The sequence below is a fragment of the Methanoregula sp. genome (assembly GCF_049690535.1).
Taxonomy (GTDB): Archaea; Halobacteriota; Methanomicrobia; order Methanomicrobiales; family Methanospirillaceae; genus Methanoregula.
The window spans coordinates 1-14,100 of record NZ_JBAVMX010000005.1; the positions used below are offsets into that span (position 1 = coordinate 1).

The following is a 14,100-nucleotide window of genomic DNA, read 5'->3' on the forward strand; positions in this document are numbered from 1 at the left end:
TTGCATTCGCAGCGTTGTTCCTTTACGAGCAAAATGCCCAGACCCAGGCAAAATGGGAGGGATCGGACGATCAGGGCAGTGCAGCCATTGAGGCAACAGGATACACACCGTGGATTCAGCCGCTCTGGACCCCTCCCAGTTCCGAGGTTGAGTCGCTGCTCTTCAGTATCCAGTCCGGCCTTGGGGCATTTGTGATCGGATATTTCTTCGGGTTTTACCGGGGCAAACGGGATAGTGCAAAACCTGCATAATTCCCCATTTTAATTTACTGATGTCCGAGACGTCAGAGTAAAGGTATTCATTATGTCGTTTATGGAAGAAAACTTAGATTACTATGCCCAGTCAAATGCGTTACGGGATGTAAACTGTTATCTCAAACTCGCCCTTGGTCTGGGAGCCATATTCATATGTATTGCCTCCCCGGCCCCGCTGGCCCCGCTGTTTATCGTCATTACTCTTTCTGCGATCACCCTGGTAGTTGCAAAAATACCGGTGCGGGTTTATGTGGAACTCCTTCATATTCCCGTAATATTTGCATTCTTCTCCGTGATTGTAATCCTGTTCTTAAGCGGGAGTGGAGATACTATCCTTACGTTTACGGTCGCGAACGTCCCGCTGACCATCACGACAGGCTCTGCGAACCTTGCCTCCCTCGTACTTGTCCGGACATTCGGCGGGATGTGCGGGCTCTTTTTTATTGCCCTGACAACCCCCATGATTGAGATCTTTTCTGTCATGCACAAACTGCATTTCCCTCCCGTTATGGTCGATCTCTCCATGCTGATCTACCATTTTATCTTCGTTTTTATCGCTGAGACCATCGCAATCCATAACGCCCAGACAATCCGCCACGGGTATACCTCGCTCAAACGATCCATTAATTCGATGGCGATGCTCGGTGCTATGCTTTTCATCCGGGGATGGAAGGAGGCCGAAGATCTCATCATCGCTATGGACTCGCGGTGCTATGACGGCAAACTGGCATTGCCGGGCCAGCAGAATCCCCCAAAACCGGCGGCAATTGCATCTATCGCAGTCTATCTGGGTCTTTGTATTGCCGTTGCAATTATGACCAGCACGATAGTGCCTTTCAGGTGAACCATGACAAACCTGCTCGAATTTGATAACATTCATTACGCCTACCCGAGCTGCCCGGAATCACTTTCCGGCGTAACCTTCTCGATAAAAAAGGGAGCCAAGGTTGCTCTGGTCGGCCCCAACGGTGCCGGGAAAACCACCCTGATGCTGATGTGCAACGGGGTCCTTGAACCCTCGAAGGGGCGTGTGCTTCTCGATGGCGAACCGCTCAGGTACGACAGCAGATCGCTCCGCGAGGTGCGGAAAAAAGTCGGCATGGTCTTCCAGAACTCAGATACCCAGCTCTTTGCTCCGACGGTATACCAGGACGTGGCGTTTGGGCCGCTCAACCTTGGCATGGAACCAGACGAGATCGAGAAGGTCGTTAGCCGGGCACTCCTTGAGGTGGGGCTGGCAGGGTTCGAAAAACGCCCGCCACACCAGCTGAGCGGTGGGGAGAAAAAGCGGGCTGCGATCGCAGGGACGCTTGCGATGGACCCGGAGGTTCTCGTATTTGATGAACCAACCAGTTCGCTCGACCCTGCCGGTGCCGCGGATCTTATGGAACTGCTTGACGAGCTCCATGCAAAAGGCGCAACGATCATTATCTCCACCCACGATGTGGAGCTCGCCTACCTCTGGGCGGATCAGATCATCCTCGTGAACAAAGGGACGGTGATTCATGCGGGTACTCCCGAGGAAGTCTTTACGGATCCCGCACTCGTCACGTCTTCGAACCTCCGGATGCCTGCGGTACTGGAGGTCTACACAGAGCTCGTCTCGCGGCAGATGGTGGAAAAGACGCAGTCGCCAAAGTCCGTCCTCCAACTCGTCAGTTCGCTCGAACAGAGCTCCGGTAAACCGAAGGCTTACAGGGCCCCCGGAACCATCACGGTCTGCAATGTGGATACAACCGGTGCTGAAGAAATCAAGGCGTGGGTGGCTAACAATCCCGGGCACAAGCACGGGGCAATGGGAACCCGGGCGAAGAACCTTGCCGAGCGCGAATCGATAGCGCTTGATTTCACGTATGGCGTGATAGACAAAGGGATCCTGCGGGCACTGGTCGGGGAATGCTCGGTGCTCCTGACACCGGCGTCGATGGTGCCGCATGTGTTCCGGCGGGTTGAAACCTACTGCCGGGAGAGCGGCAATTCGATTGCCGTTGTCCCCATGAACACGAAAACACAGTCTCCCGCACCCGGGGCTATGACAAAACGAGGTCCGACAGAATGATCTTTCTCGCTGAAAACCACGGACATAATCATGTAGACTGCCATGAGCGCGAAGGTATCCCGGTATCTCACCCGGGGAAGATATGGGGCATCTCATACAGGGAGGGTTAAGCATGGTCAACGACGCGTTATGGGTGCTGCTCATCACCACGTTTATCGTTGCTGCCATCCACACCCTCTCCCCGGACCACTGGTTTGGCTTCGTGATGCTCGGCCACACCAAGAAGTGGGGCATCCAAAAGACGCTTCTTGTCGCCGGTATTGCCGGCATCGGGCACGTGGGCACCTCTGTTATCCTCAGCCTCATTGCAATATGGGCGGGAGCCACCATGGCCCATAACTTCGCCTCGATTGCCGAGGTTGCAACCGGAGGGGCGATGGTTATCTTTGGTGTGGGCTTCGCCATTTACTCATACCTGAAAGGTGGAAATTCACATCACGGCATCCCATTCGTCAATAAAATCTTCAACATCGATAACCGGGAAGCGGAAGAGTTGATGCACGTCCACGATCACTGCGACCATGATCACGATCATCATCATGATGAGCATGGCCACGACCATGACGATCATCACGAGCATGACCATAACCACGATCATGATCATCATCACGATGACCATAGCAGGAAGATAGGCACAAAGATCGAGGCGGGCTATGGCCTGGTGGCCATCATTGCTCTTACCCCGTGCATCCTCCTCATGCCGCTGGCGCTGCGCGCCGGTGAAATAAGCATGGCTGCCGTATTCTGGACCATCGTTGTTTTCTTCGTCGCCACGATGGCAGCCATGCTGATTCTGGTGGCGGCCTGTCTCAAAGGACTTCAGGTAATCAAATTCGAATTCTTTGAGAAGTTCGGCGAGGTCATCACCGGAATCATCATTGGCTTCATGGGTGTGATGGTGGTAGCCGGGTTTATCTAGAGACAAAACCGGCACGTTACGAAAATTGAACACCAGTTACCAGAAAATGGAGGTAAAAACATGTCAAAGATTTTTGGATTCAGGCCGCAGGCAGCAACACAACAACTCATCGATAAGTTCGAGAAGGAAGTGCTGATACGGCATAACAACCAGCAACTCGTGGGAACCGTATATATCGATATGCAGGATGATCGATGGGCGGTCGCCGTTGCATATAACTACACCCGTAAACCCGGTCTACACGGGCACGAGAATCCCCTTGAAGTCCGGTATTCATACCCTGTGCAAGAAAATACCGGCGTACAGATGTTCCGTTCGGATTCTGCATCGGAGAAAGCGCTGAAAACCGAGCCTCTTAAAGACAGGGATGCGTTTATCCGGTTTGCCCTTATGCAGGAGTGTTCAATCGTGGGAAGGGCAGCATAGTTGGGGATCTAACTGCGGCAGACGCTCGGTCATGTTCACTCGTCCTCGCTTGAGGCTCCGGCTCGCTTCACATCACTTCGCTATTTTTTGAGGTTGCTCTGTTGGTAGGATGACGCCCCCGGCTCGTCACTCCGTTCCAGCGCCGGCGGCTGCTCGGCTCGCTCCTCCCGGCATCCGCGTCCCGGGTCATCGAGTGCTCCGACATCGGGGCGTACGAGAAGAGTGTAGCGTTCCTGTCATCTGTTGAACAAAGGGCGTGCCGTAAGAAGGTGCTCTCTCTTTAAAACGGGTGCACAACAAATGAAAATTGATCGTGGGGTCGGTACTGACCTACACAACACCCGGCCCGTGCACATGATCATGTTCCTTCGTGTGGGCATGAAGGTGCTCGTGGAGAAGTTTTCCGTGACGGTGCATGTGCCGGTGGATGAGGTTCGCCTCCATGAGTAAATCCAGATTGCCCATGACGCTTGCGCAATCGGAATCCACCTTTATCGTATGATCTTCCCCGACAACAATTGCACGGGTACTAATCTGTTCGACAATATCGAGATCATGGGTGGCCGTAATAATAGTCTTGCCGCACTTCGCGAGATCCTGAATGAGTCCGATCAGCCAGGTCTTGGTGCGTGGATCAAGACCCCCGCTGGGTTCGTCAAGGAGTAGCACATCGGGATTTGAAGAGAGGATCGAAGCGATGCAGACCTTCTTCTTCTCGCCGCCGCTTAACATGTGCGGCGCCCGGTCGCGCAGGTTTTCGATCCCAAGCATCCTGATAACCTCTTCTGTACGCTTCTGTACTTCCTCGGGAGGGAAATCAAGCTGGAGCGGACCAAAGGCAATCTCGTCAAAAACGGTTGATGAGAAGAGCTGGATGTCCGGGTTCTGGAACAGGAAACCCACTTTTTTTCTGAAGAACCGGGCAAATTCGTTATCTTCGAGCGTATCGAATACTTCTTCTTTTATCGGGGTCTCGAACGCAGAAAATTCACCTGACGTCGGGTATGTCAATGCATTCAGGATCGAAAGGAGCGTAGATTTGCCGCTCCCGTTGGCACCGAGGATCGCGGTCTGCTCCCCGGCTTTGAATGAAAGCGTCACATTCTTGAGTGCATCAAAGCGTTTTATGTACGTATAGGATACATCGCGCAGATCGAATATTGTCTCCATGGGGTGCCTCGGATATACTCTCTAAATTTTTACTAGGTTCTGTGATACAAGTATCAGGAATATGCTGAGCGCAAACACACTTACGCACGCCACGTAATCCCGCCGGTGTACTGAATACCGTTGCAGGATCTTGATGTCCCCGTTGAATCCCCGCGAGATCATGGCCCCGTGCACTTTCTCGCTCATGCTGAGTGCTTTTACAAGGGTATAGCCGATACGATTTCCCACCCATTTCTGTTCCTCGATCATAGGCAAAGATTTGATGGATCTGCTTTTCTTGGCCGTGTAAAAATTCCTGACCGTATCGGCAAAGAGAAAAATATACCGGTAGCACATGTCCATCGTCAGGACATAGACTTTTGGTACTTTGAGCGAGCGAAGGGATTTGAAGAGCAGGTCCCGGGGTGTCGTGAGGAACAGGAGAACTGCCGCTGAGACGCAGGTAGCCACCCGCAACACGAACGTCAGTGCAAGCATCGTTCCCTGAACAGTAATGGTGACGACCGGCGGCAGCGCAAACGGGCCAAGGTGTGGGTTCGGGCCTAGGTTTGCAATGGTGACCAACGCATCGCCGGGCGTAAAAACGTTGAAAAGGATAGGGATCATGATGATGCCCGCAAATATCGGGATAAACACCCAGACGCGCTTGAGGAAGAAAACAATTTCGACCTTACTCAGGTATGCAAAGACGAGTGTCAGGCCATACACGATTGCAAGGAGCCGGATGTCGCGGGTCATTGCAACGGCAAAGATGAGGACAACCATCGAGACCAGTTTTACGCGGGGGTCCAGGCTTTGTAACAGACCTTTGCGTTTGGCGATGCTGTCGTTTACCAGGCACTCCTCAAAGAACGTAAAGATGTCAGAGATCGCCTTCTGGACAAAACCCTTTTTTTTGCCGATACTGGCCGTACAGCAGGCACAGGGGCCGACTTCGATCTTCTGCATCCATTCAGGTATCATGATTTCTCATCCAGAAGCCCCAGGGTATCTCCCAAAAAAGCAGGAACTGATCACATCCTGAGTGCCAGTCATTGTTACGATTATGATATATTGTGATATCCCGTAGTTAAAAAGTATTGGTATTTGCGATTGTGTTTGATCAATACATGAAATGGTAGCGAAAAGAGTACAGGTATTTGAGTGGAGGTAAAAATTAATCCGTGATCATTTATTTGATCGTATTTCACGTGTTCCGGGAAAAGCCAAGGTATTAACAGGGAACCCGGACACCCGGTTTATTTGCCGGAGCAGGAACTGTATCCCCAATCTTTGATTCGACTACATTACGTGAACCTGCCAGGAAGATGCACCAGTCGTTAGTCTAACGTATCATAAAGTACTTATACTGACCATTACTAGTTCCCATTGGTGAGAGATATGAAGATTAGTGCACGAAATATTCTGAAAGGCAATGTAAAAGCGATCACTCCCGGAAGCGTTAACTCGGAAATTGTCATCGAGCTTCCCGGCGGACAGGAGATCACGTCAATTATCACCAAAAAGTCCGTCGCCACGCTTGGCCTTGCAGTCGGCAAGTCGGCATATGCCGTGATCAAGTCCAGCGAAGTCATGATCGCTGTAGACTAACCTTTTTTTATTTTTTTCATTCATCCGGGACTTGCGGATAGCGAGTCCGTTTTATCGTGATTTTTTTCTCCCAACGCAGATGAAATCCCGTGACTGAATTCTTTTGTTGTCCTGGAACTCGGAGTACCTTTTTAGGAGATTTGTTAAATATTATAAGTTAATATAATTTTAAAGTTAAAAGAAAACTGTTATAATGTTTAAGTACAAATATGAGTATTGTCCCTCTGGGAAAGCACGCACCCAGTGGACACATGCACACAAACACACACAGACCGGAAGAAATATCGGAGCCTCGCTCGAAACGGCAGATTTGTTTACCAGAAATAATCAACGACACCGGCCAGCCGCGCGTACGATCGATTTAATTCCATGAGTGTCGTCGCATTATCCTCCATTGCGGCCCGGTGTCAGTATCTGCTGGGTAAAGCCAAAGGTGGATAACTGTTTTTCAGGATATATGTGCAATTTTCCCAACAATGCCTGCCTAGCACCCGGGGATTATATCGGCTCGATGGTTCCTTTGCGAGGACAGCATTCCCCCATCGGGGAATGATACCCATTTCCATATATCCGCAATCCGGATCGTAACCCCGCGGTGGAAGAACTGGTACACGGTTTCTCCAGGAGATCCCGAAAACAAATGGTTTAAAGGAAAATTGTCGGGGATAAGCCCCCGGATCATTTTGGTCTCACGCTGCGTGAGGCTCGCAGGCCGGAACGGCAGATTCCGCCTTCGCCGGCTCTTCGGGCTGAGCGTAGTGCTTTGCATTCTTCTTTTTGGTGAGCCAGACCAGTTTTCCCTCAACAAACCCGAATGCATTCATGGAAAGTACTTGGATCTCATTTGGAACAGCCGAGATATCTGCCGCCTTTGGGACGAGCAGGTACTGTGCCTTGAGTGCGTTGCGCCCTTTATGACTTGCCGACACGGCTGAAAGAGCGGTGACTGACGGCTCCTCGTCAAATGACACCGCAAGAGCCACGGTCTCCTTTTTTCCCCTGACATCGCGGGAGATGAAAAATACCATGTCACGGGTGCCCGGGGACAGAACCTGCTGACACACCCACCCGTCATGATCCCTGAATTGTGTGCGGATCTCCTTGTATGCAAAAGTTTGCATAATATCCTGTGCTGAGCCCATGTTGATCATTTTAGGGTGGTTCACACAACCATATAAGTTTTTTTAAAACGGTTTATTTTTAAAAAATGTTAATCTAAAAATATGTACTAACCTTCGCGAATCGATGGGGCCGCTTTATCCATGGAGCTCAAATAATATCGCGTGGGCCTGCCCATCATCGCTTAACAAGCATGGCAGGAACCCGTGGAAATACTTCTTGATGCTTTGTGATCTGAAACCTTACCACCAGAGCAAGACTCCACACAAAATATTACTAAGTATTACCCATCCACCGATTTTTTCAAAACCTTAAAAAACAAGCAGCAATGATATTCACATGACTGATAATATGACCCTCGACAATGATCTCTCCCGCATCGGGATATCACTTCCCAAAAACCTGCTCGACCGGTTTGATGAAATTATCAATGCCCGGGGGTATTCCTCCAGGTCTGAGGGCATCCGCGACGCCATCCGCACGTACATTACCTACTACAAATGGATGGCCGATGTCAAGGGAGAACGCGAAGGAGTCATTACGATGGTCTACGATCACGACCAGCGCGGTCTTCTTACCACCATCACCGATGTCCAGCACGAGTACCACGAGATCATCAAGGCATCCCTCCACTCACATGTAACCCACAACCGGTGCCTTGAAGTAATCCTCGTACACGGGGACGGAGCACAGTTAAAGGCACTCGCCGAACGACTGATGTCCCAGAAAGGGGTCGAATCGGTGAAACTTTCCACGATCCAGATCGAAGACTAACGGGGACAGGTCATCCTTCGCTTTTTTTCACCGGTGTTCCGGACATCCTTTGTACAAATTATCATTACGCCGGCAGTACTTTCACGAATGGGAACCGTTGAACATTACAGAAAGATCGATGTGGGCATCAGGGAACCCTGAATCTGAACAATTCACCATCTCTGCATAAACAGGGCCTTAGCATCTGGCACATTTTTTTAGTGTCAGTCAGGTTCAATCGAACTGCTTCACGTTCGTGTCGCGTGCAGGATTCCCATCACACCAAGAGGAGAATATACCGGAGAGCGGTCGATCGAGAAACGGTAATCATCCCCGATATAATCCAGCAGTGCAGGATTCGGAGGCCCGCTGATGGGCGGGATGTGCAGTTCCATCTCGATTCTCCGGATCCCATCAAGATCTGAGGGTTGGATCAGCCATTCCGCTCCCTCGCAGTCGCATTTCAGGAAATCGCAGCCCCCGGCCATATCAATGAGATTTCCCAACGTGTACGTTGGAGATATACACCGGCACCCGTCCCACGATATCTCCGAGGGTACACCGGTACCAAGCGCCCCCCGGATGACCTGCACATTCACGTGGTTGAGCCGGACATTCTCTTCAAGGAGATCGACAGTCACCGGTTCAACAGCGGTCACATGCGGGGAAAGCCGGGCAGCCCGGATACAGAACGCACCGACATTTGCCCCGATATCGAGTACCCGGTCATCAGGCAGGATATCAGAAAACATGTATTCGGGGACTTCCGTGATCTGCCGGTACGATGCATCGATCACTCGGAACTGCACGTGATCACGGGTGATAATGTCCGGAGAAAAAATATTTTTCTGGGGAGACTTTGTCGGCGCATTCATACGGGTGAATTTCCCGGGTACCCCCACACAGGGAGGGGGTACTGTGTGTGTTCTTCCCGGTTGAGCACCCCTTGTGATAAAACTGATCTTTTCTTTACCTGGCCTGAAAAAAAGATAAATTGGTTTTACTCACTTCTCAGTGCATCGATCGGGTCCATATTCGAGGCCGCCCATGCAGGATATAACCCGGATACCACGCAGACCACGACGCCAATGACCATGCCATACGGGATATAGATCAGGCTTGCCGGCTGGAAGAAGTACTGCGTCGTGCCGATCATGGCGTTCACGACCGAGTACCCGATAACGAAGCTCATGATTCCACCCACCACCGCACCGATAATACCAAGGATGAGTGCTTCGTACAGGAACATCCTGCGCACTTCGCTTTTCTCTGTCCCAATGGACAACAATATACCGATCTCCTGCACCCGTTCCTTGACCGACATCATCATGACATTGAAGATACTCACGGCAGCAACAACGAGAGATATCCCGCCGATTGCCATGATAAAGGTGGTAATCGTACCAAGCGTGCTGGTAATGGTAGACAACCGGGAACTGGCATCGGAGATCCGCACCACATCTGTGTTCCGGTTGACTTTCTTGTCAATTGCCGCTTCAGTCTGGTTGATCGTATCAACGTCCTGCACGATCACATTGACCTGGTCGTACTGATCCAGGCCGCCGTAGTGGTTTGTATACCAGTCATCGGGAACAATGATGGCATTGTCTGCATTAACCCCGTCTGCGGCAATGCCCCGTGCCTGGAGGATGCCGGCAACCCTTACGACAGGGCGTGTGACAGTCGCACAGTTCTGCCCGATTTTTATCGTGCTTCCAACAACGAGGTTGAAGTTGCTTGCGATGGTGGCACCGACAAGTACGTCACTGCCCCGCATATTCGATCCATCCTCTATCGTGAGGAATTTCGGGACATCGTCAGGATCCAGACCGTAGATCGAGCCACGGCCATTCTGGTCGCCGACACTAAACTGCGTACTCGTATGATGTATCGGTACCACATCATTCTGTCCTGAAGCACCTTTGATATCATTGAGTGTACTCGAATCGATGGTATTTGAGGAAACGGCTCCCAGGCCGGTGCTCGTTTTCACCACATCGGAGGTAAGCATGATCGTGTTGACATTTGCCGAGAGCTGGTCCTTTACCGAGAGCTGCATGTTGGTGCCGAGCATTCCCATGGAGGAGATGGCAACGACACCTATGACAATCCCAATGGACGCAAGAAGTGAGCGCAGGAAATTCAGCCTGACACTCCTCACCGAGAGATCAAAGAAGATGTCCCTCATGATTCCACGACCCTCCCATCTGCAAGCCGGATCGTCCGCTGGGCGTAATCCGCAATCTTCTGGTCATGCGTCACGATGATAACCGTCTTTCCCTTCCGGTGCAGATCACAGAGAATCTCCATGATCTGGAGACCGGTCTTGCTGTCAAGGTTGCCGGTCGGTTCATCGCAGAGGAGGATCTTGGGATCATTGACCAGTGCCCGTGCAATGGCCACCCGCTGCTGTTGTCCTCCCGAAAGCTGGTTGGGACGGTGGGCACTCATCACCGGGTCGATACCAACCGCGGTAAGAAAATCCGCTGCCCGCCCCGTCGTGTCCCGTTTTTTGTACTTGAGAATGAGCGGGTACTCCACGTTCTCGTATGCGGAAAGGAGGGGGATCAGGTAAAATTTCTGGAAGATATACCCGATGATATCCCGTCGCATGTGAGTCCGCTCGAGACTCGACATCTTTGCCACATTTTCACCGGCGATAGAGAGTTCCCCCGATGTCGGGACATCGAGAATACCCAGCTGGTTCATCATCGTGGATTTGCCAGAGCCCGATGGTCCCATGATCGCCACAAAGTCATTCTCTGCAATATCAAGGGTCACATGATCGAGTGCGGTAAAGTCACCACTCTCCAAATGGTACGTCTTTGTGACTTCCGTCAGCCGAATAAGGGGCAGATCGCTCATGTGCGACTCCGGTCACTGCTTCCTGAATTTTGCAAGGATCCACTTTCTCTTTACATAGAGTACAATTGCCGCGATGACAACGATGGTTCCGATAATGACCGGGTAGAACGAACTCAGGCCGCCACCTCTGCTGCCACCGATTCCAAACAGGCCGCCGCCACCACGGGCAGCAGCGTTGGATCCACCTGCATTAGCTGCAGAAGAACTACCGGTTGTACTCCCGAAGGAGGAGCTGCCCGAGGAACCGCTGCGCGTGCCGGATGTGCCCGCGGCAAGGGACCTAAGGTCGAATGTCTGCACGCTGTTCAGCGTGTTTCCATTGGCATCCTTCCACTCGGTTTCAATCGGGATGGCCGATAAATCCGTACTTGTGAAGGTGAGCGTGAAACTGGAAAAGTCATTGGATGTGAGGGAGCCAATCGCATAACTGGAATAGGGTTCAACCGGGTGGGCCGGTGCTCCAACGGACACTATCACGCCGTTTGCATCGGTGATCCCCGTGTTCGTCACATCACCGGTCAGCTGGTATGCCCCGTTTGACTCGGTAATCGCCAGATCGTTAACCACGGTTGCTGCCGCAGTCTTGCTTGTCCCGATGTTCAACGGCAGGGAAAGGTTGTCCGAATGCTGGTTCAGCACACCGTTGTTGTACTGGATATTGAAATTGACCGCTCCGGCCTGATAGGGTGTAATCGCAAAGGGAACGTTCACCGAGCTTTGGGCGGGAACTGATGCCAGGTACACCTTGTCGGGAGTTACGCCAAAGCCTGACCCTTCGGGAGTGATAACAACATCTGTTATGTCGCCTTCCCGCGGATTGTTGATCGTGAGGTTGACGTTATCAGTATTGTTGATGGCAAAATTATCCGGTCTCACGGAGATTGCTTCTTCTACCGGTGTTGAATCGATCTTGACCTGGATGGGATAGCGGAGGCTTCCTGAATCCCGCGATGCCAGGGAAAAGACCGGATAATATGTCCCTTCCGGGGGTTTTGCGATAACATCAAAGGTATATGTCGTCGTAACACCCGGCCCGAGATAAGTCATCGACTGATATGGGTTCTGGGTTTCATCCTCGATGTAGATATTGTTATTAAGGATATCTGCACGTTCAAAGGCAACTGAGGTAGACCCGGAGTTTGTCACCTGGACTGAAATCGTCCCGTGTTCATAGGGATAGAACTCCTGCGGATCGACGGTAACAGAACTCACATAGACTTGCGAAAAGGCCTGTTCAGCGGATATCGTTGTTGAGGAACTTACACTGCTTGTTCCGGAACTTGCCGAACTTGTTGTGGTCGTTTGTGGGTTGGCTGCAGCACTAGCAGCGGCAACCATCAGGCACAGCATCATTATTCCCATGAGAGCGGTAAATATCTTCATAATCACTCCTTTCGTTTACGATATTCTGGAACATACGTGACCGGGGAAGGCACACGTGAAATTGTGTAACAAACACACTTAATGGTGTGCCATTCCCGGAAGCGATCGAACCTATATGTAACTTATATTTTACTTATTGTTATTTAGTTTATACTGAATGTCATAAATAGGTTTTCTCGAAAAACGATCGGGAACCCCCACCATCCCAAAAAATTGTCGCCTGAAAACGGTATATCCGGGGATCTAATCGAATGCAAAAACGCGCATGATCTGAGTATACCAGAGGGACACGAGATCCCATGGACAATGCAAGGACGCAAAAAGGAAGCAGGCAGAGCAGACAAGATACCCGGGAAGAAAATGAGAGGAGGACCAGACTATACTTGTTACACTATCAGTCAGTATTTACGGTCCGCACTTCATCTTCATAGGAGAATACTTCTTCGATATTTACCTTGAAATAGTGTGAAATCCGGAACGCAAGGTCCAGGGAGGGAACGTACTTTCCCTTCTCAATGGCAAGGATCGTCTGCCGGGTAACACCGATCGCCTGTGCCAGATCTTCCTGCGTAAGATCGTGCATCGCCCGGTATACCTTGATCTTATTCTTCATCGGTCTCCCATTCCCCGAACTTTCTGGCATAATAGAACCTGAACCCGACGTACAGGAAGATCATCAGGCAAAGAAGACCCAGTTGAAGATATCCAATCATTTTCGGCGACATGACATCCATGGGCAATGGCATGGCCCGGCGATCCAACCAGAATTCGCGGGTAAAGCGGGGGAGATAAAGGAGGTTCATGACAGCCAGTATCGAAAAAGCACAGAAACACACCCAGAAAACCTGAAGTGTCCTCATGGCCGCCTTCTCGGTGATCCGTGCACTCCGTTCATCTTCGATAAAATCATCTACCCGCCGATATGCCAGGTACAGGAGTACGACACCGATCACAAATGCGATCATGAAGAAAAACGGATTAAATGTCTCAACCGAGTACCAGAAGATCGCAAGAAGGGCAAGCGCAACGAATCCGACAATCAGGTAAAAGATATTTTTTTTCATGGCGTTCCCTTGTTAAGGATTTTAAACATGCCGTAATATAAACATGACTCTTCTTGTACGGACACCCCGGTTTGTATCTGTTCCCGTCAATTTGAGGGCGCTTACAAGGATTTATATCGGCTGATTTACCATGCATTTTATGAATGAAAAAACCACCACGCCCAGCCTTTTGCGGCTTGCGGCGGCAATATTTCTCGGACTCATCGTAGGCTTTATCCTGTTCCTCGTCGCGGCACTGTTTATTGGCATGTTCAACCAGCTGATGGGCATGCAGATCCCGATCGGGATGGATGTGGCAGAGAATATTCTCAGCGCCATCCTGCTGGTGATTTTTGTCGGAGGATCTGTCGGATTGTTCTGCTGGAAGGTCTGGACAACCCCGTCCACTGAAGAGGAGGAAGAATCCCCGCAGTCGGAAGAATAATCCGGAACTATCGCACGGTTCCCGGAAAGCGGGTTAACCGGACGTTCCTTCCATCGTTCAGGTCTGGGGGTTCA

The 14,100-nt window shown here is 51.0% G+C and carries 17 protein-coding genes; 8 read left to right on the top strand and 9 right to left on the bottom strand.

All coding sequences use genetic code 11. The features are described 5' to 3' along the window. From WCE46_RS00165 to WCE46_RS00185, 5 genes are all read left to right on the top strand, one after another. Positions 1–251, top strand: a 251-nt coding sequence (locus WCE46_RS00165; RefSeq protein WP_424731682.1) for an energy-coupling factor ABC transporter substrate-binding protein, incomplete at its 5' end; no start/stop codon positions are given. A gap of 61 nt (positions 252–312) precedes the next feature. Beyond that, positions 313–1,098, top strand: a complete 786-nt coding sequence (gene cbiQ, locus WCE46_RS00170) for a cobalt ECF transporter T component CbiQ (protein ID WP_292425488.1) — start codon at positions 313–315, stop codon at positions 1,096–1,098. 3 nt (positions 1,099–1,101) lie between these two features. After that, the gene (locus WCE46_RS00175) at positions 1,102–2,313 is read left to right on the top strand and encodes an energy-coupling factor ABC transporter ATP-binding protein (protein ID WP_424731683.1); all 1,212 of its coding nucleotides are present in this window, start codon (positions 1,102–1,104) and stop codon (positions 2,311–2,313) included. Between the two features lie 82 nt (positions 2,314–2,395). Beyond that, positions 2,396–3,232, top strand: a complete 837-nt coding sequence (locus tag WCE46_RS00180) for a hypothetical protein (protein WP_424731684.1) — start codon at positions 2,396–2,398, stop codon at positions 3,230–3,232. Positions 3,233–3,292: 60 nt separating this feature from the next. Continuing rightward, complete coding sequence (locus WCE46_RS00185) at positions 3,293–3,658, top strand: hypothetical protein (RefSeq protein ID WP_424731685.1); 366 nt, start codon at positions 3,293–3,295, stop codon at positions 3,656–3,658. 330 nt (positions 3,659–3,988) lie between these two features. Here the strand turns inward: WCE46_RS00185 and WCE46_RS00190 are convergent, their stop codons facing one another. After that, entirely contained in the window at positions 3,989–4,828 is an 840-nt protein-coding gene (locus WCE46_RS00190; protein ID WP_424038108.1) for an ATP-binding cassette domain-containing protein, read from the bottom strand. Between the two features lie 21 nt (positions 4,829–4,849). Continuing rightward, a complete protein-coding gene (gene cbiQ, locus WCE46_RS00195; protein ID WP_424731686.1) occupies positions 4,850–5,791 on the bottom strand; it encodes a cobalt ECF transporter T component CbiQ in 942 nt (313 codons plus the stop codon). 417 nt (positions 5,792–6,208) lie between these two features. Between cbiQ (WCE46_RS00195) and WCE46_RS00200 the strand changes: the two genes are divergently transcribed. Further along, entirely contained in the window at positions 6,209–6,418 is a 210-nt protein-coding gene (locus WCE46_RS00200; protein WP_424731687.1) for a TOBE domain-containing protein, read from the top strand. A 689-nt stretch (positions 6,419–7,107) separates the two neighbouring features. On the opposite strand, the gene WCE46_RS00205 is transcribed toward WCE46_RS00200, so the two are convergent. Beyond that, complete coding sequence (locus tag WCE46_RS00205) at positions 7,108–7,539, bottom strand: hypothetical protein (RefSeq protein WP_424731688.1); 432 nt, start codon at positions 7,537–7,539, stop codon at positions 7,108–7,110. Positions 7,540–7,888: 349 nt separating this feature from the next. On the opposite strand from WCE46_RS00205, the gene nikR reads away from it, so the two are divergent. Beyond that, complete coding sequence (gene nikR, locus WCE46_RS00210) at positions 7,889–8,311, top strand: nickel-responsive transcriptional regulator NikR (protein WP_424731719.1); 423 nt, start codon at positions 7,889–7,891, stop codon at positions 8,309–8,311. 227 nt (positions 8,312–8,538) lie between these two features. Here the strand turns inward: nikR and WCE46_RS00215 are convergent, their stop codons facing one another. The 6 genes from WCE46_RS00215 to WCE46_RS00240 form a co-directional block, all read right to left on the bottom strand. Next, positions 8,539–9,099, bottom strand: a complete 561-nt coding sequence (locus WCE46_RS00215; RefSeq protein ID WP_424731689.1) for an FkbM family methyltransferase — start codon at positions 9,097–9,099, stop codon at positions 8,539–8,541. A gap of 191 nt (positions 9,100–9,290) precedes the next feature. Next, the gene (locus WCE46_RS00220; protein WP_424731690.1) at positions 9,291–10,478 is read right to left on the bottom strand and encodes an ABC transporter permease; all 1,188 of its coding nucleotides are present in this window, start codon (positions 10,476–10,478) and stop codon (positions 9,291–9,293) included. Then, positions 10,475–11,155 carry an ABC transporter ATP-binding protein gene (locus WCE46_RS00225; protein ID WP_424731691.1) on the bottom strand — a complete coding sequence of 227 codons (681 nt, stop codon included), beginning with the start codon at positions 11,153–11,155 and terminating at the stop codon, positions 10,475–10,477. Before WCE46_RS00225 ends, WCE46_RS00220 begins: the two co-directional genes overlap by 4 nt. A gap of 12 nt (positions 11,156–11,167) precedes the next feature. Then, on the bottom strand, positions 11,168–12,538 hold the full coding sequence (locus WCE46_RS00230) for a hypothetical protein (protein WP_424731692.1): 1,371 nt from the start codon (positions 12,536–12,538) through the stop codon (positions 11,168–11,170). Between the two features lie 394 nt (positions 12,539–12,932). Further along, entirely contained in the window at positions 12,933–13,151 is a 219-nt protein-coding gene (locus WCE46_RS00235; protein WP_424731693.1) for a helix-turn-helix transcriptional regulator, read from the bottom strand. Further along, the gene (locus tag WCE46_RS00240) at positions 13,141–13,602 is read right to left on the bottom strand and encodes a DUF2178 domain-containing protein (RefSeq protein ID WP_424731694.1); all 462 of its coding nucleotides are present in this window, start codon (positions 13,600–13,602) and stop codon (positions 13,141–13,143) included. Before WCE46_RS00240 ends, WCE46_RS00235 begins: the two co-directional genes overlap by 11 nt. 139 nt (positions 13,603–13,741) lie before the next feature. On the opposite strand from WCE46_RS00240, the gene WCE46_RS00245 reads away from it, so the two are divergent. Then, positions 13,742–14,026, top strand: coding sequence for a hypothetical protein (locus WCE46_RS00245; protein WP_424731695.1), 285 nt, complete (start codon positions 13,742–13,744; stop codon positions 14,024–14,026). Positions 14,027–14,100 lie beyond the last annotated feature (74 nt).